This is a genomic window from Paenibacillus massiliensis subsp. panacisoli DSM 21345 (genome assembly GCF_000426545.1).
Lineage (GTDB): Bacteria > Bacillota > Bacilli > Paenibacillales > Paenibacillaceae > Paenibacillus > Paenibacillus panacisoli.
Window position 1 is genome coordinate 34,878 of sequence record NZ_AUFO01000029.1, and the last position, 24,162, is coordinate 59,039.

General features: G+C 48.2%; 24 protein-coding genes and 1 other annotated feature. Of the genes, 1 reads left to right on the forward strand and 23 read right to left on the reverse strand.

From position 1 onward, the window contains the following. Window positions 1-11: 11 nt before the first annotated feature. From rpsL to K331_RS0119510, 22 genes are all read right to left on the reverse strand, one after another. A complete protein-coding gene (gene rpsL, locus K331_RS0119410) occupies window positions 12-434 on the reverse strand; it encodes a 30S ribosomal protein S12 (RefSeq protein ID WP_018888218.1) in 423 nt (140 codons plus the stop codon). A 147-nt stretch (window positions 435-581) separates the two neighbouring features. Then, window positions 582-836, reverse strand: a complete 255-nt coding sequence (locus K331_RS0119415; protein ID WP_018888217.1) for a ribosomal L7Ae/L30e/S12e/Gadd45 family protein — start codon at window positions 834-836, stop codon at window positions 582-584. Window positions 837-1,083: 247 nt separating this feature from the next. Further along, a complete protein-coding gene (gene rpoC / locus K331_RS0119420) occupies window positions 1,084-4,698 on the reverse strand; it encodes a DNA-directed RNA polymerase subunit beta' (protein WP_018888216.1) in 3,615 nt (1,204 codons plus the stop codon). Window positions 4,699-4,818: 120 nt separating this feature from the next. Further along, window positions 4,819-8,364, reverse strand: coding sequence for a DNA-directed RNA polymerase subunit beta (gene rpoB, locus K331_RS0119425; RefSeq protein WP_028591593.1), 3,546 nt, complete (start codon window positions 8,362-8,364; stop codon window positions 4,819-4,821). A gap of 373 nt (window positions 8,365-8,737) precedes the next feature. Next, window positions 8,738-9,334, reverse strand: coding sequence for a class I SAM-dependent methyltransferase (locus tag K331_RS0119430; protein WP_028591594.1), 597 nt, complete (start codon window positions 9,332-9,334; stop codon window positions 8,738-8,740). Between the two features lie 181 nt (window positions 9,335-9,515). After that, a complete protein-coding gene (gene rplL / locus K331_RS0119435; protein ID WP_028591595.1) occupies window positions 9,516-9,881 on the reverse strand; it encodes a 50S ribosomal protein L7/L12 in 366 nt (121 codons plus the stop codon). 71 nt (window positions 9,882-9,952) lie between these two features. After that, on the reverse strand, window positions 9,953-10,456 hold the full coding sequence (gene rplJ, locus K331_RS0119440) for a 50S ribosomal protein L10 (protein ID WP_018888212.1): 504 nt from the start codon (window positions 10,454-10,456) through the stop codon (window positions 9,953-9,955). A gap of 70 nt (window positions 10,457-10,526) precedes the next feature. Next, window positions 10,527-10,679: a sequence feature (ribosomal protein L10 leader region), on the reverse strand. Between the two features lie 68 nt (window positions 10,680-10,747). After that, window positions 10,748-11,440 (reverse strand): 50S ribosomal protein L1, encoded by a 693-nt coding sequence (gene rplA, locus K331_RS0119445; protein ID WP_018888211.1) that lies wholly within the window; start codon window positions 11,438-11,440, stop codon window positions 10,748-10,750. A 78-nt stretch (window positions 11,441-11,518) separates the two neighbouring features. Then, window positions 11,519-11,944: a 50S ribosomal protein L11 gene (gene rplK / locus K331_RS0119450; protein WP_018888210.1), complete on the reverse strand. Its 426-nt coding sequence runs from the start codon at window positions 11,942-11,944 to the stop codon at window positions 11,519-11,521. A gap of 71 nt (window positions 11,945-12,015) precedes the next feature. Beyond that, entirely contained in the window at window positions 12,016-12,549 is a 534-nt protein-coding gene (gene nusG / locus K331_RS0119455; RefSeq protein ID WP_018888209.1) for a transcription termination/antitermination protein NusG, read from the reverse strand. A 22-nt stretch (window positions 12,550-12,571) separates the two neighbouring features. Continuing rightward, window positions 12,572-12,763: a preprotein translocase subunit SecE gene (gene secE / locus K331_RS0119460; RefSeq protein ID WP_018888208.1), complete on the reverse strand. Its 192-nt coding sequence runs from the start codon at window positions 12,761-12,763 to the stop codon at window positions 12,572-12,574. Window positions 12,764-12,784: 21 nt separating this feature from the next. Next, window positions 12,785-12,934 (reverse strand): 50S ribosomal protein L33, encoded by a 150-nt coding sequence (rpmG, locus tag K331_RS31625; protein WP_081625363.1) that lies wholly within the window; start codon window positions 12,932-12,934, stop codon window positions 12,785-12,787. 455 nt (window positions 12,935-13,389) lie between these two features. Beyond that, the gene (gene sigH, locus K331_RS0119465; protein ID WP_018888207.1) at window positions 13,390-14,034 is read right to left on the reverse strand and encodes an RNA polymerase sporulation sigma factor SigH; all 645 of its coding nucleotides are present in this window, start codon (window positions 14,032-14,034) and stop codon (window positions 13,390-13,392) included. 171 nt (window positions 14,035-14,205) lie between these two features. After that, the gene (locus tag K331_RS0119470; RefSeq protein WP_028591596.1) at window positions 14,206-14,727 is read right to left on the reverse strand and encodes an NYN domain-containing protein; all 522 of its coding nucleotides are present in this window, start codon (window positions 14,725-14,727) and stop codon (window positions 14,206-14,208) included. A gap of 3 nt (window positions 14,728-14,730) precedes the next feature. Continuing rightward, a complete protein-coding gene (gene rlmB / locus K331_RS0119475; RefSeq protein ID WP_018888205.1) occupies window positions 14,731-15,477 on the reverse strand; it encodes a 23S rRNA (guanosine(2251)-2'-O)-methyltransferase RlmB in 747 nt (248 codons plus the stop codon). A 134-nt stretch (window positions 15,478-15,611) separates the two neighbouring features. After that, on the reverse strand, window positions 15,612-16,034 hold the full coding sequence (locus K331_RS0119480; protein ID WP_051289926.1) for a Mini-ribonuclease 3: 423 nt from the start codon (window positions 16,032-16,034) through the stop codon (window positions 15,612-15,614). Between the two features lie 11 nt (window positions 16,035-16,045). Beyond that, window positions 16,046-17,449 carry a cysteine--tRNA ligase gene (cysS, locus tag K331_RS0119485; RefSeq protein ID WP_028591598.1) on the reverse strand — a complete coding sequence of 468 codons (1,404 nt, stop codon included), beginning with the start codon at window positions 17,447-17,449 and terminating at the stop codon, window positions 16,046-16,048. A 103-nt stretch (window positions 17,450-17,552) separates the two neighbouring features. Then, window positions 17,553-18,251 carry a serine O-acetyltransferase gene (gene cysE, locus K331_RS0119490; protein WP_028591599.1) on the reverse strand — a complete coding sequence of 233 codons (699 nt, stop codon included), beginning with the start codon at window positions 18,249-18,251 and terminating at the stop codon, window positions 17,553-17,555. Window positions 18,252-18,691: 440 nt separating this feature from the next. Beyond that, entirely contained in the window at window positions 18,692-20,152 is a 1,461-nt protein-coding gene (gene gltX, locus K331_RS0119495; RefSeq protein ID WP_028591600.1) for a glutamate--tRNA ligase, read from the reverse strand. A 29-nt stretch (window positions 20,153-20,181) separates the two neighbouring features. Further along, window positions 20,182-20,673 carry a 2-C-methyl-D-erythritol 2,4-cyclodiphosphate synthase gene (gene ispF / locus K331_RS0119500; RefSeq protein ID WP_028591601.1) on the reverse strand — a complete coding sequence of 164 codons (492 nt, stop codon included), beginning with the start codon at window positions 20,671-20,673 and terminating at the stop codon, window positions 20,182-20,184. Further along, the gene (ispD, locus tag K331_RS0119505) at window positions 20,670-21,368 is read right to left on the reverse strand and encodes a 2-C-methyl-D-erythritol 4-phosphate cytidylyltransferase (protein ID WP_028591602.1); all 699 of its coding nucleotides are present in this window, start codon (window positions 21,366-21,368) and stop codon (window positions 20,670-20,672) included. The genes ispF and ispD overlap by 4 nt, the downstream gene beginning before the upstream one ends. 78 nt (window positions 21,369-21,446) lie before the next feature. Continuing rightward, window positions 21,447-22,529 (reverse strand): PIN/TRAM domain-containing protein, encoded by a 1,083-nt coding sequence (locus K331_RS0119510; protein WP_028591603.1) that lies wholly within the window; start codon window positions 22,527-22,529, stop codon window positions 21,447-21,449. A 216-nt stretch (window positions 22,530-22,745) separates the two neighbouring features. On the opposite strand from K331_RS0119510, the gene K331_RS0119515 reads away from it, so the two are divergent. Continuing rightward, entirely contained in the window at window positions 22,746-23,141 is a 396-nt protein-coding gene (locus K331_RS0119515) for a nucleoside triphosphate pyrophosphohydrolase family protein (RefSeq protein ID WP_018888197.1), read from the forward strand. Window positions 23,142-23,416: 275 nt separating this feature from the next. Here the strand turns inward: K331_RS0119515 and pssA are convergent, their stop codons facing one another. Next, on the reverse strand, window positions 23,417-24,148 hold the full coding sequence (gene pssA, locus K331_RS0119520) for a CDP-diacylglycerol--serine O-phosphatidyltransferase (RefSeq protein WP_028591604.1): 732 nt from the start codon (window positions 24,146-24,148) through the stop codon (window positions 23,417-23,419). Window positions 24,149-24,162 lie beyond the last annotated feature (14 nt).

The following is a 24,162-nucleotide window of genomic DNA, read 5'->3' on the forward strand; positions in this document are numbered from 1 at the left end:
GATTGAATTCATTAAGCTTTTTTAGCTTTTGGACGCTTCGCACCATATTTGGAACGAGCTTGCATACGGTTGTTAACACCTGCAGTATCCAATGCACCGCGAACGATGTGGTAACGTACCCCTGGAAGGTCTTTTACCCGACCTCCACGAATCAGCACGACACTGTGCTCTTGCAGGTTATGTCCGATACCAGGAATGTAAGCAGTCACCTCTACACGGTTCGTCAAGCGAACACGAGCATATTTACGAAGTGCGGAGTTCGGTTTTTTCGGAGTCATTGTACCTACACGAGTGCAGACACCACGCTTTTGTGGAGCACTGATTTCAGTAGCCTCACGTTTCAGAGCGTTGAATCCTCTTTGCAGAGCTGGTGATTTGGATTTGTAAATTTTAGCTTTACGGCCTTTACGCACCAATTGATTGATAGTTGGCATGTTAATTGCCACCTCCTTCCTCGATTTTTAAAATGATCTTTTGCAAACTCACTTTTAAGTCCACAGACCCAGGCGGTTCATAAAAGAACAAATGAAAAGTTCTTGCCTTTGATGCTTACAGAAGCACTGACAAAAACATTCCTTACGTTATTGTTTTACGATAGCAGCCATCGCTGCTCCCACTTCAATTCCGCAAGCTTTACCAAGCTCTTGCATGGTAGCTACAAGCGTAACCTTCACTTCTTGTCTGTTACACAGTTCAAGCAAGCGTGAAGCGAGGCGTGGATCTGCGTCCTGCGCCAGATATACCTCTGAGGCTAAACCCAATTCGACAGTCTTAAGTGTCTGCTTGGTACCGATCTTGACATGAGCATCTTGCAGTGCATATTCATTGTTAGACATTTCGCATTCCTCCGAAAAGACCTGAATATCTCAGCTGCAACTCACGCACCTTTGCTATATTAGCATTCCTAATAGACAATGTCAAGACATATATCTATTTCACAAAAAAACTCCGAAAATACTGCTACATCGCAATTCATGACCAGTTATGGCCGTACATCGAGGCAGTATTTTCGGGAATTTTTTAATGCGGAGCGCGTCTACATCAGACAGCGCTCCTGAATATTTATGGGTACGTTACAGCAGCTTATTCAACGCTAGCTGTCTCCAGCTCTTCAGCAGACAATTCACCATTGTCAGCCTCGGCAAATCTTACACTCCGGTAACGGTTCATTCCCGTACCCGCTGGAATCAGCTTACCGATGATAACATTTTCTTTCAGACCAAGCAATTGGTCTACCTTGCCCTTGATTGCAGCATCGGTAAGTACGCGTGTCGTCTCCTGGAAGGAAGCCGCAGACAAGAAGGAGTCTGTCTCCAGGGAAGCTTTCGTAATACCGAGCAGGACTGGCTTGGCAACAGCCGGCTCATTACCACCAAGAATGGCAATCTTATTGGCTTGCTCATATTCATGAACATCCACGAAGGAGCCTGGCAGCAATGTCGTGTCACCAGCGTCAATGATACGGATTTTACGCAGCATTTGACGAATCATAACTTCAACGTGCTTGTCGTTGATCTCAACACCCTGGTTACGGTATACACGTTGAACCTCTTGCAGGATGTAGTTCTGCACACCGCGAACGCCTTTAATGCGCAGCATTTCCTTCGGATCGATAGAACCGTCGGTCAGCTCATCCCCTGCTTCAATGGTCATGCCTTCGCTTACGCGCAGACGAGACCCATAGGTAACAGAGTATGTCTTAGTCTCTGCTTCACCCTCAACTTCAATCTCACGACGATCTTTGCCTTCGCGGATTTCCTTGACGACGCCGTCAATTTCACTGATCGTAGCTTGACCTTTAGGGTTACGTGCTTCGAACAGCTCCTGAATACGAGGCAAACCTTGTGTGATATCGTCTCCAGCTACGCCCCCTGTATGGAACGTACGCATCGTGAGCTGTGTTCCTGGCTCACCGATGGATTGAGCTGCGATGATACCAACCGCTTCACCGATCTCCACGTGCTTGCCAGTCGCAAGGTTGCGACCATAGCACTTCTTGCAGACACCATGCTTCGCACGGCAGCTGAGTACGGAGCGAATCTGCAGCTTAGCTACACCAGCTTTGACAATGGCTTCGGCTTTGTCAGAATCGATCAACTCGTTACGGCGAGCCAATACTTCACCCGTTTCTGGATGACGAACGGTCTCGAAGCAGTAACGACCTTCAATACGGTCATACAGGTCCTCGATAACCTCTTTACCGTCTTGGATACGGCTTACTGTGAAGCCTTTATCCGTGCCGCAATCCTCATCGCGAACGATAACGTCCTGAGCTACGTCTACCAGACGGCGAGTCAGGTAACCCGAATCCGCTGTACGCAGCGCCGTATCCGCCAGACCTTTACGTGCACCGTGCGTGGAGATGAAGTACTCGAGAACCGTAAGACCTTCACGGAAGTTCGATTTAATTGGGAGCTCGATGATACGACCTGATGGATTCGCCATCAGACCACGCATACCGCCCAGCTGGGTAATCTGCGATTTGTTACCACGCGCTTTGGAATCCACCATCATCATAATAGAATTATAACGATCCATGGACTTCATCAGCACTTCGGTAATATCATCTTTTGCTTTGGACCAGATATCAATGATTCTATCGTAACGCTCTTCATTCGTAATCAGACCACGACGGTACTGGTTCGTAACGATTTGCGCTTTATCATCGGATGCCTTCAGGATCTCCTGCTTCTCATGCGGTACGACTACGTCTGCTACGGCTACGGTTACACCCGCACGAGTAGAGTACGTGAAGCCAAGCTGCTTGATCTTATCCAAGATCACTGCAGTCAGAGTCGTATGGTAGATCTCGAAGCAACGGGCGATAATGTTACCCAGATAATCCTTACCAACACCACCAGCTTGAGGCGCATTCTGAATAGCTTCATTCAAATTAACACCCTTCTCGTATACGAAGAACTCCTCAGCTGTACCTTGCAACAGGTTCGCACGGGTAGCGTCGTTAATATACGGGAAGCTTGGCGGGAAGATTTCATTGAAAATGATTTTACCGATCGTTGTGATCAGCAAAGCACCTTGTTGTTTTTCAGTAAAGCTCGTTTTGCCCAAAGACTTAACCGGGATGGCTACACGCGCATGCAGACCGGCGATACCGCGTTGGTATGCGGATACCGCTTCATGAACGTCACGCAGCACCATGTTGCTGCCAATTTCTTCTTTGTTGTCCATTGTCAGATAGTAAGAGCCCAAGACCATATCCTGAGACGGAGTAACAACAGGCTTGCCGTCCTTAGGGTTCAGGATATTACCGGAAGCGAGCATCAGAAGCCGTGCTTCAGCTTGTGCTTCAGCGGACAATGGTACGTGAACCGCCATTTGGTCACCATCGAAGTCAGCGTTGTAGGCTGTACATACGAGTGGATGCAGACGAATCGCACGTCCTTCTACCAGGATTGGCTCGAATGCCTGAATACCAAGACGGTGAAGCGTAGGGGCACGGTTCAACAGAACCGGGTGCTCCTTGATAACTTCTTCAAGAACATCCCATACTTCAGCGCTCACGCGTTCAACCTTGCGCTTCGCACTCTTGATATTATGAGCCAAACCTTTATTAACAAGCTCCTTCATAACAAATGGCTTGAACAGCTCCAGAGCCATTTCTTTCGGGAGACCACATTGATACATTTTCAGGTAAGGACCTACTACGATAACGGAACGACCGGAATAGTCAACCCGTTTACCGAGAAGGTTCTGCCGGAAACGACCTTGCTTACCCTTCAGCATATGGCTGAGGGATTTCAGTGGACGGTTACCTGGTCCAGTAACAGGACGGCCACGGCGACCGTTGTCGATCAGCGCATCGACAGCTTCCTGCAGCATCCGTTTTTCGTTCTGTACGATGATGTCTGGAGCACCGAGATCCAACAGTCTTTTCAGACGATTGTTACGGTTGATCACGCGGCGATAAAGATCATTCAGGTCAGAGGTCGCAAAACGCCCACCATCGAGCTGTACCATTGGGCGCAATTCTGGAGGAATTACCGGAAGAACATCCATAATCATCCAGTCCGGTTGGTTACCAGAGTTGCGGAATGCCTCAATAACCTCAAGACGCTTGATAGCACGGTTACGACGTTGTCCCTGAGCTGTACGCAGCTCTTCCTTCAGGAACTCCAGTTCTTTCTCGATGTCCAGATCTTGGAGGAGCTTCTTAACAGCCTCTGCTCCCATACCAGCCTGGAATCCATAGCCGTATTTCTCACGATAGCTGCGGTATTCCTTCTCGGAGAGCAGTTGCTTCTTTTCCAATGGTGTATCACCTGGATCAGTGACTACGTAGGAAGCGAAGTAGATGATCTCTTCCAGGGATCTTGGAGACATATCGAGCGCAAGGCCCATACGGCTTGGAATCCCTTTGAAATACCAGATATGCGAAACTGGAGCAGCCAGCTCAATGTGGCCCATCCGTTCACGGCGAACCTTGGCGCGGGTTACTTCGACACCACAACGGTCACATACAACGCCTTTATAACGGACACGTTTGTATTTACCACAGTGACATTCCCAGTCCTTCGTCGGTCCGAAAATCTTTTCGCAAAACAGTCCTTCTTTTTCCGGTTTCAACGTACGGTAGTTAATTGTCTCCGGTTTTTTGACTTCTCCGCGGGACCAAGAGCGAATTTTTTCCGGGGAAGCAAGCCCGATCTTCATATATTCGAAATTGTTGACGTCCAACAAGGAGCAACCCTCCTTAACCCAATCCTATGTTCTAGGTTCCACACCGGAGAGGATTCTCTCCGGTACGGGAGCCTGCAGAATACCATTGCTGTAGACGAATATCAGCGGCCTTGCCGAAGCTTATTCAGCTCCGACTTCAGCACCTTCCAAGTTAAGGCTCAGCTTGTCGCCTGTGTTATCGTCCTCGTCGTCGATTTCTTTCATTTCAATTTCCTGCTCGTCTTCAGAGAGAATCTTGACGTCCATACCCAAGCTTTGCAGCTCCTTGATCAATACCTTGAAGGATTCAGGCACGCCTGGTTCTGGAACATTCTCGCCCTTCACGATGGATTCGTACGTTTTCACACGGCCGACCACATCGTCAGATTTGACGGTAAGGATCTCTTGAAGTGTATAGGCAGCACCATAAGCCTCAAGTGCCCATACTTCCATCTCACCGAAACGCTGTCCACCGAACTGAGCTTTACCACCCAGCGGCTGTTGCGTAACGAGAGAGTATGGTCCTGTGGAACGGGCATGGATTTTATCATCAACCATGTGCGCCAGTTTGATCATGTGCATGACGCCTACAGTAACTTCACGCTCAAAACGGTCGCCTGTACGTCCATCGTACAGTACGGTCTTACCATTACGCTGCATACCTGCTTCTTCCATGGTGTCGAATACATCATACTCGTTCGCTCCGTCGAAGACCGGAGTAGCAACGTGAATACCCAGACGCATTGCGGCCATACCCAAGTGAACCTCGAGTACCTGACCAATGTTCATCCGTGATGGTACCCCCAGCGGGTTCAGTACGACCTGAACCGGAGTACCGTCCGGCAGGAACGGCATATCCTCTTCTGGCAGAATACGGGCAACGACACCCTTGTTACCGTGACGTCCGGCCATCTTATCGCCTTCGGAGATTTTACGTTTTTGGGCAATGTATACGCGAACCAGTTGATTCACACCTGGTGGCAGTTCATCACCGTTCTCACGAGTGAACACCTTAACGTCCACAACGATACCGTCAGTACCGTGTGGTACACGCAGGGAGGTATCACGCACCTCGCGCGCTTTCTCACCGAAGATCGCATGCAAGAGACGCTCTTCCGCCGTCAGCTCCGTTACCCCCTTAGGTGTAACTTTACCTACGAGAATATCGCCTGCGCCAATCTCGGCACCAATCCGGATAATACCACGCTCATCCAGATTGCGGAGCGCTTCTTCGCCCACGTTCGGGATATCACGAGTAATTTCTTCAGGGCCGAGCTTCGTGTCACGTGCTTCGGATTCGTATTCCTCAATATGAATGGAGGTGTATACATCTTCTTTCACAAGCTTCTCACTCAGCAGGATCGCATCCTCGTAGTTGTAACCTTCCCAAGTCATGAATGCTACGACTACGTTACGTCCCAGTGCCAATTCGCCCATCTCTGTGGATGGTCCATCTGCAAGAATGTCGCCCTTCTTGACGGCATCCCCACGTTTCACAATTGGACGCTGATTGATGCATGTTCCTTGGTTCGAACGCATAAATTTGTGTAATTTATATTTAACAATGTCGCCTTTGACTTCTTGACCGTCCACTAATTCAACCCGGCGCAGCCAGATCTCATTCGCAGAGGAACGCTCAATAATTCCGTCATATTTGGACACAATACACACACCAGAGTCTTTCGCAGCCTTATGCTCCATTCCTGTACCTACCAGCGGAGCCTTCGGAATCAGAAGCGGAACAGCCTGACGTTGCATATTAGATCCCATGAGCGCACGGTTGGAGTCATCGTTCTCAAGGAACGGAATGAGCGCCGTCGCTACGGATACAACCTGCTTCGGTGATACGTCCATGTAGTCAACACGGCTACTTTGCATCGGAATGATGTTGTCGGATTGCTTGTTGTAACGCACAATTACGACTTCATCCTTGAAGGTATTCTCTTCTGTCAGCTCCGCATTCGCCTGTGCCACGACATAGTTATCCTCTTCGTCAGCCGTCAGATAATCAATCTGCGTAGTAACTTGGCTGTTCTTAGGATCAACCCAACGATAAGGTGCCTCAATGAAGCCATACTCATTGATCCGCGCAAAGGTGGACAAGGAGTTGATCAGACCGATGTTCGGTCCTTCCGGTGTCTCGATTGGACACATACGACCGTAGTGACTCGGGTGAACGTCCCGTACTTCCATGCCCGCACGCTCACGTGTCAGACCACCTGGTCCCAGTGCTGATAGACGACGCTTATGCGTCAGTTCAGCCAGTGGGTTGGTCTGATCCATGAACTGAGACAATTGGGAGCTTCCGAAGAACTCTTTAATGGATGCGATAACGGGACGTATGTTGATCAGGGCCTGTGGTGTAATCACATTTGCATCCTGAATCGACATTCTCTCACGAACTACACGCTCCATACGGGATAGACCGATACGGAACTGATTCTGCAGCAACTCACCTACAGAACGCAGACGACGGTTGCCCAGGTGGTCAATGTCATCGGTGCTACCGATTCCGTGAAGCAAGTTGATGAAATAGCTAATCGACGAAATGATGTCCGCAGGTGTTACGTTCTTCACGGATTTATCAATATTGCCGTTAGCGATCAACTTGATTACCTTACCATCCTCGATCGGCGAGAACACGTCAATCGTCTGGAGAGGAATATCATTGCTGTCCAGTACACCGCTCGCTACATGATAAGTGCGGTGGCCAACAGTGTTCTCCAGGTGTGGCATGATCTCATCCAGCAGACGACGATCCACCATTTGACCCGCCTCGGCAATGATTTCACCTGTAGTGGTATCTACCAGTGACTCCGCCAGACGTTGGTTGAATAGACGGTTCTTGATGTGCAGCTTTTTGTTGATTTTGTAACGACCTACATTAGCCAGGTCATAACGTTTTGGATCAAAGAAACGCGCTACGAGCAAGCTCTTGGCGTTATCCAGCGTAGGCGGCTCACCCGGACGAAGACGCTCGTAAATCTCAATGAGGGCCTTTTCCGTAGAATCGGTGTTATCCTTGTCCAGTGTGTTGCGAATATATTCGTCATTGCCAAGCAAATCCAGAATCTCGGCATCGGTGCCGAACCCCAGAGCACGCAGCAGAACAGTAACCGGAATCTTACGGGTACGGTCAATGCGGACATAGATAATATCCTTCGCGTCCATTTCCAGCTCAAGCCAGGCTCCGCGGTTAGGAATTACTGTTGCCGTATAGGCCTGTTTACCGTTTTTATCTACTTTAGTACTGAAATAGACGCTGGGAGAGCGAACCAACTGGCTGACGATAACCCGTTCCGCACCGTTAATAATAAACGTACCGGTCTCGGTCATCAGCGGGAAGTCTCCCATAAATACTTCCTGCTCTTTAACTTCTCCGGTTTCTTTATTAATAAGCCGGACCTTTACACGCAGAGGCGCTGCATACGTGACGTCGCGTTCCTTCGCATCGTCAACTGTATATTTAGGCTCCCCGAGGCTGTAATCGATGAATTCCAGCACCAGATTTCCCGTAAAATCCTGAATTGGCGAGATATCCTGGAACATTTCACGCAATCCTTCTTCAAGGAACCAGTCATACGATTTCTGCTGGATCTCAATCAGATTGGGAACTTCGAGTACCTCGTTAATTCGTGCATAACTGCGCCGAGTGCGTCGACCATATTGAACAAGATGTCCTGCCAACTTTAACTCACCCCTCATGTCTACTCACTTAAAAATTTCATTGCGAACCTCTGTTTGGAGCCGTATAATGAACTCATACAGAAGAGCATGTAACACACATACCACACAAATAAAGAAAAGCCCTTACTCGAATTCATTCGAAAAAAGAGCGACTCATCTGTGAGGTCTTCCTGCCGGAACCACATTATTACTTGTAGATTTACCCAAAATGGTTATATTATACGTAGAGAAGGACTTATCCATGCCTAATTCTCGTATAAAATAGTTGACATTTCAGCAAACTAAAGCCATAAAGGGCATCCTAATACTGACATTATACAATAATATCATAGGCTATGACCTAAGTCAATGGTCTTATTCGAATTTTCTGTAATTATTTACTTGCCTTAAATATCCGATAGCCTTTGTCCTTGGTGACTTCCTCGACCTGTGAAAATAACTCCTCCAGCTTGGCTCGTGCCGATGGCGCACCTTGCTTCTTCTGAATGACTACCCACAGTGTCCCGCCTTCCTTCACATGAACCGCAGCCTGCTCAAAGATCGAATGCACCGTTTGCTTACCGGCCCGTATAGGCGGATTGGTCAGAATCACATCGAATTGCCGTCCCTGCACAGCCTCTAGCCGATCACTCTGCATCACAGTCACATTCTTAATCCCGTTGTTGCTTGCATTTTCTTTGCTCAGCTGAACTGCCCGCTCGTTAATGTCCAACATCGTTACATGGCCCGAAGGATTCAGGCGTGCTGCCACAAGACCTATCGGTCCATATCCGCAGCCCACATCCAAAATGTTCGCACCCGCCGGCAGCTCCATGGCCTCAATCAACACTCGACTGCCATAGTCCACTCCATCCCTAGAAAATACCCCGGCATCACTAATAAAGCGAAGAGAATGTCCGCGCAGCTCCGTCTCCAGCACACGCCGATCATGTCCCACACTCGGGCTATTGGAATAATAATGCTCAGACATCATCTGCCCACCTTTGGTTTTGTTATGATCGCGGTCCGTCTCCTGAGAGTACGATGATAGAGGGTTTCTTAACATCCTATCCATCTCCAGGCTTTTTCAGACATCTATACTGAACAAACTACAGCAATAAACCCCTTGAAGAATACTCCAAGGGGTTTATTACTAACCTCATTGCAAAATACTATTTCAGCTCGATAGTAGCGCCTGCTTCTTCCAGCTTAGCTTTGATGGACTCAGCTTCTTCTTTGCCCACTTTTTCTTTAACTGGCTTTGGAGCGTTGTCAACAAGCTCTTTAGCTTCTTTCAGGCCGAGACCTGTAACTTCACGAACTGCTTTGATAACGTTGATTTTGGATGCGCCTGGGTTAGCCAGAACTACATCAAACTCGGATTGCTCAGCTTCAGCAGCGCCACCAACAGCTCCGCCTACTACTGCTACTGGAGCAGCAGCTGTTACGCCGAATTCTTCTTCGATTGCTTTAACAAGATCGTTCAGTTCCAGTACAGTCATACCTTTAATTGCTTCCAAGATTTGCTCTTTACTCATGGTTGAACCTCCGTTTATATAATAGTTTTTTTGTTTATACCATTACTGCAGTCGCAGAACCGAATATTCGATTATGCGCTTTGCTCTTCCTTCTCGGCAACAGCTTTAACTGCAAGCGCGAAGTTGCGCACAGGAGCTTGAAGCACGCTGAGGAGCATGGAAAGGAGACCTTCGCGGGATGGCAGTTCTGCCAGTGCTTTGATTTCTTCAGCACCAACTACACGACCCTCTACTACTCCGCCTTTCAGTTTCAAAGCATCGTTCTTTTTAGCAAAATCATTAAGGATTTTTGCTGGAGCTACAGCATCGTCAACGCTGAACGCGATTGCGGTAGGGCCCGTCAATACTTCGTCCAGTTCAGACAGTTCTGCAGCTGCAGTTGCACGACGCAACAATGTGTTCTTCAGTACTTGAAGTTCTACGCCTGCTTCACGCAGTTGCTTGCGCAGCTCAGTTACTTGAGCAACATTCAGACCACGATAGTCAGCAACAACAGTAGTTGCGCTCTCGCGCAGCTTTGCAGTTACAGCTTCAACGGCTTCTTGTTTTGCTTGAATCACTTTTGCATTTGCCAAACTGTACACCTCCTGATGAAATTTATTCACTTCTAATGAAGATCCCTAGATCTCACTACAAGTAGGCTACTTGAGCACAAGAAAAGCCTCCGTAGCAATCACGAAGGCTTGATAAATCAACATGGGCGGTAAGAACCGCCGCATGAGTCGTTCTATCATAACACCTCGGTAGGAAATTAAGCCTGACGGCACCTACTGTCTACGGTAAGCATATTCAAATTTAACGGTCAATCTTCCGTAACCAACTTCAATATAATAACAGATCAGATTGAACTAGTCAATCAAAAATTATTATCTAAAGCTAGCTGTGTTTACACGAGCACTTGGGCTCATTGTGGAAGATACTGCGATGTTCTTCAGGTATACACCTTTAGCAGCCGCAGGCTTCGCGCGGTTCAGGGCATCAACCAAAGCTTTGAGGTTCTCACCCAGTTGCTCAGCTGTGAAGGACGCTTTACCGATTGGCGCGTGAATTTGACCAGCTTTGTCGAGACGGTATTCGATTTTACCAGCTTTGATTTCTTGAACAGCTTTGGCAACATCGAAAGTAACTGTTCCTGCTTTAGGGTTAGGCATGAGACCTTTACCACCGAGCAGACGACCCAGTTTACCAACCTCACTCATCATATCTGGTGTAGCTACGCAGACATCGAATTCGAACCAGCCTTGTTGGATTTTGTTGATCATATCTTGATCACCAACATAATCAGCACCAGCTGCTTCTGCTTCTTTCACTTTGTCGCCTTTAGCGAACACCAAGACGCGTTGGGTTTTACCAGTACCGTGCGGCAATACAACTACGCCACGAACGGCTTGGTCTTGTTTACGAGCGTCAACGCCCAGACGAACTGCTACTTCAACGGTCTCGTCGAATTTTGCAGTCGCTGCCTTTTTCACCAGTTCAACGGCTTCCAAAGGCTCGTAAGTTGCTTCGCTGTCGATCAGCTTAGCAGCTTCCAGGTATTTCTTACCGTGTTTAGCCATTTTCATTTCCTCCTTTGTGGTATTAGCGGATATACCTCCCACATGAATCGGTACAAAGCCGATTGTCGAAGCTTACGATTAATCTTCGATGGTGATACCCATGCTGCGAGCAGTACCTTCAACCATACGCATAGCTGCTTCAACGGAAGCTGCGTTCAGGTCAGGCATTTTTTGCTCAGCGATTTGACGAACAGTATCGCGTTTTACAGTAGCTACTTTCGTTTTGTTCGGCACGCCGGAACCTTTTTCGATTTTAGCAGCAACTTTCAACAGAACTGCAGCCGGTGGAGTTTTTGTGATGAAAGTAAAGGAACGATCTTCAAACACAGAAATTTCAACCGGAATGATCAGGCCTGCTTGATCAGCAGTACGAGCGTTGAATTCCTTACAGAATGCCATGATGTTGACACCTGCTTGACCCAAAGCCGGACCTACTGGAGGCGCTGGATTCGCTTTACCTGCAGGGATCTGCAGTTTTACCATTTTGATTACCTTTTTTGCCATGGTGACACCTCCTTGACTCAATAGTGGTACAATGGATCAGATGATCCTCCCACAAGAAACCTTAAGAAAACCTATATTTTCTCCACTTGAGTATAATCCAACTCCAGCGGGGTTTCCCGTCCAAACATGTTGACATGCACTTTCAACTTGCTTTTGTCAGCCAATATTTCTTCCACGGAGCCCACAAAATTCGCAAATGGACCAACTTTAATCCGAACGGATTCCTTCACGTCGAATTCAATCTTCGGTTTCGGCTCGACCATACCCATATGCTTCAGAATCTGCTCAACTTCCTCAGGAAGCAAAGGCGTAGGCTTGGAACCAGAACCCGTCGATCCTACAAATCCGGTCACGCCCGGTGTATTGCGCACAACATACCAGGAATCATCGGTTTGAATCATTTCGACCAAGACATAACCCGGGTAAACTTTACGCATGACAGTCTTTTTCTTACCGTCTTTGTTTACCAGTTCTTCTTCCATCGGAACAAGAACTCGGAATATCTTGTCCTCCATGCCCATGGACTCAACGCGTTTTTCCAAATTGGCTTTGACTTTGTTCTCATACCCAGAATAGGTATGAACGACATACCATCTTTTTTCCATATCAAGCCACCTGGGACCCTTCTTAAATAATCGCTTCGATCACAGCAGAGATGCCGATATCCAGAACCCAAAAATAAATTGTGACAAACGCAATTGTACCGATAACGATCAACGTATAGTTCGTCAACTCTTTACGATTGGGCCAGCGAACTTTCTTGAGTTCAGCCCAGCTTTCAGAGAAAAAGGAAATCAGAGACTTGAAACTACGTTTCACGCCGACTACACCTCCAAAAAACTATCTAGTTTCCCGATGAGGAGTCTGCTCGTTACAGAACTTGCAGAATTTCTTCATCTCCATGCGGTCAGGGTGATTACGCTTGTTTTTGGTCGTAGTGTAATTTCTTTGTTTGCAAGTTGTACAAGCCAAAGTAATTATTACCCGCATGATGTGCACCTCCCGAAGACATCCAAAAAAGACGGAGTCTCTAAATTGATCCTAAAAAACGCGAATTTAGGCCTACCTAAAACACTTTATCACAAGGGGGTAGTCATGTCAACGAATGTTTGTAGTCATTTTCTCTGATTTATTTTCCGCATCTTGCTGTCTAAATCCCAAACGGCTAAAGGCTTCTGGCCACGATCGCCAGATTGGATATCCATACATTCATATGCCAGTATTTATCAAATCGCAGCGTTATAAACCTCCGACTTGTCGACAACGAGCATTTTGTACCGTTTGGTGTCATTGCTCTTGTGAAATACATAGACGGATGAATCACTTCGATCCACTAATTGCTGAAATTGGAGACTACACTTCAGTGTTACTCACTTTAGATTGTGCAGAATAATCTCCAACAAAAAAAGACTCGAATCACTGAGCCTTTTCTCGAAACGTATATACTAATTATCGCGAACTTCTAGGTATTTTTCAAGCTTTCGTTTGACTCGCTGCAAAGCATTGTCTATAGACTTCACATGACGGTTCAAATCCACTGCAATTTCTTGATAGGAACGCCCATCTAGATATAACATTAATACCTTGCGCTCCAGATCGCTCAATATCTCAGACATCTTGTCTTCCAGGCCGACAAATTCTTCCTGATTGATAATCAATTCCTCAGGGTCACTGACTTGCGAACCGCAGATGACATCCATCAATGTACGATCTGACTCTTCATCATAAATAGGTTTGTCCAGCGACACGTAAGAGTTCAAAGGAATATGCTTCTGACGTGTGGCCGTCTTGATCGCTGTAATAATCTGTCGCGTGATACATAATTCCGCAAACGCTTTAAAGGAAGCCAGCTTATCACCCTTGAAATCACGAATGGACTTATACAGGCCAATCATGCCTTCTTGAATGATGTCTTCGCGATCGGCACCGATCAGAAAATAAGATCTGGCCTTCGCGCGAACAAAGTTCCGATACTTGTTGATCAGGAACTCCAGAGCCTCGCTGTCACCTTCATGGACCGCTGCAACAATGTCTTCATCATCCCTGTAATCATAATCAGATAACATGATATCCTTGAGGTCGACACTCACTTAACAATCCCTCCGGCCGCAACGCAAGGTCCCCGTTACTTCTCTCAAAATATACGACAAGTATAAGCGAACGCATACGACAACGTCAACTGAACTTTCCACAATTATCATAAAGGAGGATAATTAATGTGTAATTTGTAAAAATTTAAAATTATTTGAAGAAGATTAGGCTCACTCTCTGCGCCAGCGCTCGAATAGCTTTCTCATCTCTGGCGAAAGCTTTGCATCCAGTGTATTGCCCTTTGAGCGCTGTTGATCCAGCTCAATCCGTTGCTTTACCTGTCGCTCGGACTCCTGCACCTCAATCTTCAGCTCTCGAGCAGATACCCGTAGAGCTCCCTGAGCAAAAGCCACATGCTGCTCCACCTGATCGCTTGTTGCCACATAGATCGTTCGACGCCTCGTACTTAACTCCCGAACCAGACGCTCAATACATTCATCTGCCGTCTCTTTCTCCTTGGTAAAGTAAATCTGTACTTTGCTATGTGTAAAAGATTTGCCAAGCCCGGGTACACGATACGCATCAAATACAACGATGACCCTTCTCCCCGAAAAGGCCTGATGATCCGCGAGCCTCTCAAGCAGACTGTCCCGTGCCTCCTGCAAGCTGTGCTGCGCCAATGCGGAAAGTTCGGACCAGGCCCCGATCATGTTATAACCGTCCACAAGCAGAACATCCCGCATATCAGCCATAGGCTAGCTCCCGGCCAATCGACCGCGCAGTACTTCGTACATTACGACCCCGGCAGCTACGGAAGCGTTCAGGGAATTAATTCGACCCTCCATCGGCAACTTGACAAGGACGTCACATTTTTCACGGATCAGCCGCCCCATTCCCTTGTTTTCATTTCCGATCACGACGGCGACCGGTCCTGTGAATACATTATTACCGAACACCGGCTCTGTAGCTTCGACATCGGTACCGACCACCCATATACCAGCTTCCTTCAGACGATCAATGGTCTGTCCAAGGTTGCTCACTCTAGCGACGGGTACATATTCTACTGCCCCCGCTGACGTCTTGGAGACCGTTGCCGTGATGGATGCAGAGCGTCTTTTGGGTACGATTACGCCATGAGCACCTGTGCAGTCAGCTGTACGTAGAATGGAGCCCAGATTATGAGGGTCCTCTATTTCGTCCAGCAATATCAGAAAAGGAGCTTGTCCTTTTGCCGCAGCAGCTGCGAGCAGGTCCTCAACCTCTGCATAGGCATATGGCGCTGCCTGTGCCACTACTCCTTGGTGCTGTATGCCTGGAACCATCTGATCCAGCTTACGCTTGTCCGCCTGCTGTACGATGACACCCGCTTTTTTGGCCTCCGCAATGATTGGCTGAACCAAGTGCTTCTGTGCTTGCTCAGCCAGCCATATTTTATTAATTGTCCTGCCTGACTTCAAAGCCTCGATAACCGAGTGCTTACCGGCAATCCATTCTTCTTCCATCCGTGTAACCTCCCTGCTGTATGAAGCCTTCCTGCCCACTTCTTACATGCACTATATAATTTCTTTATTGTATACCCACAAAGTATTTGCCCAAAGTGAGCTTTCAAACTTTGTCGAAATTCGCCTCGTTAATGCTAGACATTAGACTCCATCGCCCGAATCCCCTCATCAAGCAGCTCGGTGAGTCTGTCCAATCGACCATCACAGTACAGAAATCCTACCAGCCCTTCCAGAGCTGTAGCATGTCTGTACTCCAGCACATCCGCATTTTTGGGAATGCTGCCTGATTTAGCATTGCGACAAGCCCGTACAATATCCTGCTCCTCTTCTGTGAGGATCGCTTCGAGCTTCTGCAGCATCACACTCTGCGCCTTGGCTGACACCAGACTTATCGCTCTGCGGTGCAGATGGTGTGGGCGCAAGTTAGTCTGGCTCAGCAAAAATTGGCGTATGGCAACCTCATATACAGCGTCCCCAATATAAGCCAACGATATAGGGGGGATGAGTCTTGCTGGCTTGGAAGGGGGATAGGGGAACCAAAGCTTCTGCAATTCCATGTTCCCTCCGCTTATCTCCGCCGCCAGCGCATGCCTTGAGCTGTATCCTCTAGCAGAATGCCCTGTTCTGCCAGCAGATCACGAATCTCATCCGCTCTGCCCCAATTTTTGGACTTTCTTGCCTCTACACGCTCTGCTATCAGCTGCTCTACTTCCTCATCCAGCAGTTCACTGCTCGTAGCGTCATAAAGTCGCAGTACATTGTTCATCCCCTCGAAAGTCTTCAGGAGAGCTGTCAGCTCAGCAGTAATCACTACCTCCCGCTGCAATGTCTGATTAGCTTCACTTACCCAATCGAACAATGCTGTAATCGCATCTGGCGTATTAAAGTCATCATCCATTTTCTCGCGGAACTGAGACTGGATTTGCTGCAGCTTGCTCGCTAGCTCTTGGCCTACTTGGCCATCACCTGGCAATGCCGTCTTCAAGCGGTGTGTTACATTTGCGACAGCATTCGCAATACGTTCGACACTTTTCTCAGCCTGACTCATGGTCTCCTCATTGAAATTCAGTGGATTGCGATAATGCGTAGACAGCATGAAGTAACGTATGGCTTCCTTCTTATACTGTGCCCGCAGATCCTTGACAAGGATACCATTGCCGAGCGATTTCGACATCTTCTCATTATTGATTCGAATATAGCCATTATGCATCCAGTAACGGGAGAGCGGCTGGCCGGTCAATGCTTCCGACTGCGCGCACTCACATTCATGATGCGGGAACTGCAGATCCTGTCCACCGCCATGAATATCCAGCGTATCGCCCAGGTAATGACGGGCCATGGCAGAGCATTCGATATGCCAGCCGGGTCTACCATTTCCCCACGGGCTGGACCAGTAGATCTCGCCTGGCTTGGCAGCCTTCCACAGTACAAAATCCTCCGGGCGCTCCTTGCGCTCATCGACACCGATTCGAATGCCAAATTGCAGCTGCTCCAGATTCTGACCTGACAGCTTGCCGTAGTCCTTGAACTTCTCGGTACGGTAGAATACATCTCCGCCGTTCTCATAGGCGTAATCACGCTCAACCAGCTCACGGATGAATTCAATAATCAGATCCATGCTCTCGGTAACTCGCGGATTAAGAGTGGCCGCAGGTATACCTAGCCCCGCAATATCCTCGTAGTAAGCTTTAATGAAGCGCTCAGCCACTGTAGGTACATCTGTGCCAAGCTCTTCCGCCTTACGGATCAGCTTATCGTCCACATCGGTAAAATTCGTAACGTAGTTAACTTCGTATCCTGAATACTCAAGGTAGCTACGCACCATATCAAACACGATAATTGGACGGGCATTGCCAATATGAATATAGTCATACACCGTCGGTCCGCATACATACATCTTGACCTTTCCAGGTTCTTGGGGGACGAACACCTCTTTATTCCTATGCATCGTGTTATAGACCTGAAGCGTCATACGCTATTCCTCCTTAACCGGAATCCCATGCACCGCACGAGAAGCTATATCCGGACAGCTTTTGCTGTATTAATATCATCTTACTTGATTGCCAGGACGTTTCTCAATCCTGCTCATCTTTTACCGATGGGACATGCATACGCTCATCGTGAAGCTTTTCCCGCGAAGATGGGCTGCTTCTCACTTCAGCAAGCTCTGTGCGCAGTAGCTCGATTTCAGCCTGCAGACTCCGTATGGAATCTACGATCGGGTCTGGAAGCTGGTGGCTTAAGCGATCCTGTTTAATTCCCGCCTGCTTCACAATACGTCCTGGAATACCTACTACCGTACTATATGGAGGAACCTCCTTCAGGACCACTGAGTTGGAGCCTATATTGGACTGATCTCCTACAGTGAATGACCCCAGTATTTTCGCGCCCGAGCCGATAACTACATTATTACCAATGGTAGGATGCCTTTTACCCTTTTCTTTTCCCGTTCCCCCAAGAGTAACTCCCTGATATAAAATGACATCATTTCCGATCTCACAGGTTTCACCAATGACGATACCCATACCGTGGTCTATGAATAGACGATCCCCGATGCGGGCTCCCGGATGAATCTCGATTCCTGTCATAAAGCGCGAAAATTGCGATATAATGCGAGGCAGTGTACGCCAGCCCTTGCGATAAAGGCCATGAGCTGCTCTGTGAAACCAAATGGCATGAATCCCGGAGTACGTAAAAATAACCTCCAGCGGCCCTGTAGCTGCCGGGTCGTTATCCAGCACCGCCTGAATGTCCGACTTCATCTTTGTGAACATAGGAGCCCCCTTTTTGCTTCGGTCGAGATTCCATACATGCAATAAGGCAAATAAGGCATAAAAAAACGCCTCCGCAGCCAAAGCTGCAGAGACGTTTTACCGTGGTTCCACTCTGCTTGAGATGCCGCAGCATATGCCGACCTCTCATCTTTCACATCCAGTAACGCGGATGACACGGTTCAACCTGTCCTGGCTACCGATCCGGTATCACAGGTTCAATCGAACAGCTCCCAGGCGCATTTCTACTGCTGGCCATCTGGACAACTCACAGCCCCGGCCTTCGCCTTCGTCTGTCCTCTCTGGTTAGATGACTATTGCAATGTACTTCTCCTGCTCGTTGCTTTTATGTTACGGCGCAAATACACCGTCATCAATCATTTCGTTGGTGACACCCATTATAGCGGAAAGACAACAAACTGACAACAATTCCAGTTCAGGACTTAGCCTTTGATCTGGGATTGCAAACGCTGAATGACCTTATCCCGACCAAGAAGATAAATAGTCTCGTTCAGATCTCTTCCGTGGGTCTGGCCCGTCAACGCCACACGAATCGGCATAAATAGCTGCTTGCCCTTGAAGCCAGTCTCCTTCTGTACTTCCTTGATGAGGGCAGCCATACGTGCTGCTGTGAACTCTTCACTTGCCTGTACCTTGTCCACAAATGCCTGTAGTACAGCTGGGACCTGCTCTTCTGCCAGTACAGCCTGGGCTTCCCCATCAAGCTTCAGATGTGAGCGGAAGAAGACGTCTGATAATTTGACAATATCCGACGCAGCTGTCATTTGCTCCTGATACAAGCGTACCAGAGCCTCGGCCCATGCAGCCTGCTCCTCTGTCAGCTCCTGTGGAATTAATCCAGCTTCCTGCAGATGCGGAACAGCCATTGCCGTAATCCGTGCAGAGTCAGCATGCTTGATGTAGTGATTATTCAGATGAGCCAGCTTCAGCGGATCAAATACAGCCGGGCTCTTGGACAGACGATTCGGATCGAAGATGGAGATCAATTGCTCTTGATCGTAGATCTCTTCTTCTCCCTCTGGTGACCATCCCAGAAGTGCGATAAAGTTGAACATAGCCTCTGGCAAATAGCCAAGACGGTCATATTGCTCCATGAATTGGATAATGGATTCATTCCGCTTGCTAAGCTTCTTGTGATCCTCACCCACGATTAGAGTCATGTGTCCAAAGATCGGCGGCTCCCAACCAAGCGCCTCATAGATCATCAGCTGCCGCGGAGTATTGGATACGTGATCCTCGCCGCGCAGGACGTGAGTAATCTTCATCAAATGATCATCCACTGCTACCGCGAAGTTATAGGTCGGAATTCCATCCTTCTTGACGATAACAAAATCGCCACTCTCCTTGGAGTTGAACGTAATGGAGCCCTTCACCATATCATCAAATGTATATTCACGGTCCTCCGGTACCCGGAAACGAATGCTCGGCACACGTCCCTCTGCTTCGAAGGCCTTACATTGTTCCTCAGTCAAATCCCGGTGCTTGCCAGAGTAACGAGGGGTCTCGCCACGAGCCATCTGCTCTTCACGCTCTTTCTCCAGCTCTTCCTCCGTGCAATAACAACGATAAGCAAGGCCATTGTCCAGCAAGGACTGCCATTGCTCCTTATAGATATCCAGACGCTCAGTCTGACGATAAGGGCCGTATTCACCGCCAACATCCACGCTTTCATCCCAGTCGATGCCAAGCCACTTCAAATATTTAAGCTGACTCTCCACGCCACCCTCAATGTTACGCTTCACATCGGTATCTTCAATACGAATAATGAATTTACCACCCTGATTTCTAGCATACAAATAATTGAACAGTGCTGTTCTTGCATTTCCGATATGTAGATGTCCCGTTGGACTTGGCGCATACCGTACACGGACTTCCGTGCTCATACAATCCCCTCCGTAACTTATCTCTCAACTCATGATGATAGCATACCCTTGACAAGGCACACAACCGATTGTGCAGCGACTCCCTCACCACGCCCGGTGAAGCCAAGCTGCTCAGTCGTTGTAGCCTTGACGTTAACCTGTGAACGTTCCTTCGCCCCAAGCGTTTCTGCTATAACATCTACCATTTGTGGAATATATGGAGCCATCTTCGGGCGCTGGGCAATAATCGTGCTGTCTACATTGCCAAGCTCGTATCCCTGCTCCTTGGCCAATTGCCATACATGCTGCAGTAGCTTGAGGCTATCCGCATCCTTAAATGCAGGATCGTTGTCAGGAAAATGCTTGCCGATATCTCCCATACCTAGGGCGCCCAAGATCGCATCCGTAATCGCATGTAACAGTACGTCCGCATCGGAATGGCCCAACAGACCTTTCTCATACGGAATAGTTACGCCCCCGATAATACACGGCCTTCCTTCGACCAACTGATGAACATCGAATCCTTGTCCTACTCGAATCATTCTGTCTCCTCTTCCTCTCTGCCCGTCCATAATGTTGCGATCTCCAGATCCTCCGGGGTAGTAATCTTGATATTGGTATAGCTGCCCTCTACCATCTGTACACGGATACCAAGACGCTCTACCAGCATCGAATCGTCCGTACCCAGGAATCCGTCTTTCTCCGCCAGCACATATGCCTCTTCCAAATCGGAAAGACGAAAAGTCTGTGGCGTTTGAATGCTCCACAGACTTCGGCGTTCTGGCGTTGCCACAACTTTACCGTCCTGATCCACCTGCTTAATCGTATCCTTGACAGGAACACCCAGCACGGATGCTCCATGCTCGCGAGCAGCTTCTAGACAGTCCCGTATGGCCTTCCGGGTCACAAAAGGGCGTACCCCATCATGAACCATGACCCACTTCGTATTCAGCCGCGCAAGACCGCGCTTGACCGAATGCTGACGCTCAGCACCACCAGCGACGATAGATGACACCTTATCAATGCCGAATTCATCAATCCAGTCACGACAGCGGTCCGTATCTCCTTCACCAGTGACGAGTACGATCTCCTGAATCTCAGGCATACGGGCGAACACCTCAAGTGTATATATAAAAACAGGCTTGTCCCCTAATTTCAAAAACTGCTTGCTCTCTGTCGTGCCCATTCGGGTTCCGCGTCCTGCGGCCACAACGACGACACCGAGGCTATTGTCCATTGCTCCAATCCCTACCTTAACAGTCAGTATGCCGGAATGGCTATGGTCGGTAACACCGACCCTTCCATCATACCGTGTTTACTGAGCTTTTTCCAATAATTTCGGTTTGGCGAAGATCATGCGACCCGCAGAGGTCTGCAGCACACTCGTCACAAGCACCTCCATGGTCGTGCCAATGTAATCCCGTCCACCCTCTACTACGATCATGGTCCCATCATCTAGATAAGCGACGCCTTGACCGTGCTCCTTGCCGTCCTTAATGATCTGCACGACAATCTCTTCACCCGGCAGCACGACTGGCTTCACCGCATTGGCTAGATCATTGATATTCAGTACAGACACACCCTGCAGCTCACATACCTTATTCAGGTTGAAATCATTGGTCACGACCTTACCCTGCAGAAGCTTCGCCAGCTTGACGAGCTTACTATCCACTTCAGAGATTTCTTCAAAATCACCCTCATAGATAAGCACCTTCACATCAAGCTCCTTCTGAATCTTGTTCAGAATATCGAGCCCCCTGCGTCCACGATTACGCTTGAGTAGATCGGATGAATCCGCAATATGCTGGAGCTCCTCCAGTACGAATTCTGGAATAACAATCGTGCCTTCAATGAATCCCGTCTTACAAATATCAGCTATTCTGCCGTCAATGATGACGCTGGTATCCAGAATCTTATGCTCCTCCAGCCAGCGTTCCTCAGGCTCCTCCGTGTGGTGAAAGCGCCCTGACGTCCATAGAGACGTAAGCTCATCACGCTTTTCCAATCCCACCATCATACCGACATATCCACACACGAGCATGATGCCCAGACCGAGGATCTGCCCACTAACTCCGAGCCAGGACAGCCCCGGATAGATGAGTATCGCAAACAGCAGACCACTCAGCAAGCCTACTGTGCCAGAAGCAATCTCATGAATGGGGATGCCCGCCAGCCTATCAATTCCTCGTTGTAATCGGTTGGAAAGCGCTGAGCCCGCAGCTGAACAGCTAACGAGAAACACCAACGCACCCAGTATAGTCCAAATCACGTCACCCGCAGGAGAATCCTGCATCCATACCGGCAGCCAGCGAACAGTCCCTGCAACTCTATCATATAACGTATAGCCGAACCATGCCCCGCACAATCCTGTAAAAGTTAAAATGGCTCTTTTCCACATGAACCCCCGCACCTCCTCTGTTTCCTTGGTATCCATTTCTATCTGGATTCTTTATCCAGTATGATCCAAATCAGCCGGGGTTAACCGTGGGTTGATGAACTTTTTTCCCAAGCTAGACAGGGAGAGTCAGCCAGCAACCTTGATCTTTATATTGAAAGGGTATATTTTTTTGGCATATAATGAATTTATTCCTATAAATCAGAGGTGGGTAGCGAAATGACCGTACAAAGCTTGCACGCTTTTCAAGATCAGGTATCCGAACTGCTGCTCCGTCACCGCAGTCTGCTAGATGTTCTGTCCAAAACTGGGCAATCAGGCGCCTCTGTGAACCGTGCCGTTGCCAAAGCAATAACGGAATGCGGCTGCATTGAGGTCCACGCCAAAAAACAGGATTATGAGCTGGAGTCCAGTCTGGAGGATGCCAAAGCTCAGTTGGATAACCACGTTCAAGGGTCGCTTTGTGAGAATTGTAAGGAAGTTATTATGTCCGAGCTTGGTCGTAGCCTCTTCTACATGTCCGCTCTTTGCAATCTGCTGGAGATCAATTTGGAAGATGTGGTGGAGCGCGAGTCTCAGAAGTGCTCGACGCTGGGACTATTCAATATGTCTTAATGCTTTTATTTACCTGAACAATCCTTCTCATCAACATCATAGAAGGCTTGGGACGCCGAGTATCCACGCTAGTGCCCTAAGCAACAAAAAAAGCATGTGTGCCCCATTAATGAGACATACATGCTTTTCCTTTTGCTTTGTTGAAATGACCACAGCCAATACTCGATCCTAGTAGACATGGATAACAGCATAATTACTAAATCTATTCCAACGAATTGGAGATACGAATAATTCCTGGAACTTGTATTAGCTATCGCATAATTAGCTTACAAACATTAACGTTCAGAGTGGCGATACTGATCATCAGACGATTTACGCTTCTTCCTCCGTCTGCCAAAGATTCGTTCCAGATGATGCTTCATACCGTAGAGTGCATAGAGCACCAGGGGTACGAAAATCAGCTTGGAGAGATTATCAGCGAACTGGATCGCAATGAACACGGCCCCGATTGCAACCAGAGGTGCAATCCATATCGCTTTCTTCGGAAGACCAACCTTCTTGAAGTTAGGATACTTTAAGGAGCTGATCATCAGGTATGAGAGTAGCATCGTCGCTACAGCCATCGGTATAGGAGATATATCTGCATGGAACAGGGACAGAGTCGCGAGCACACCGCCCGCTGCTGGAATCGGAAGTCCCGTAAAATAGCCTGGAATCCCCGCACGCACGTTGAATCTCGCTAGACGCATTGCACCACACATAGGAAAAATGGCCGTAGCCGTCCAGCCCAGTGCTGGATGTACATCATGGAAACTAACAATATACATAATTACAGCAGGTGCTGCGCCAAAAGAAACCATATCCGACAAGGAATCAAGCTCTTTGCCGAAATCACTCTGTGCATTGAGTGCTCTCGCAGCACGGCCATCCAATCCGTCAAGCAACATTGCAACAATAACCATAATGGCTGCATAGCTGTATTTACCATCTACCGCAAGCATCATGGCAATCATTCCAAGGAACAGATTACCCAAAGTAAACATGTTCGGAATTGATTTGGCTATCATATTTTCACCTCATA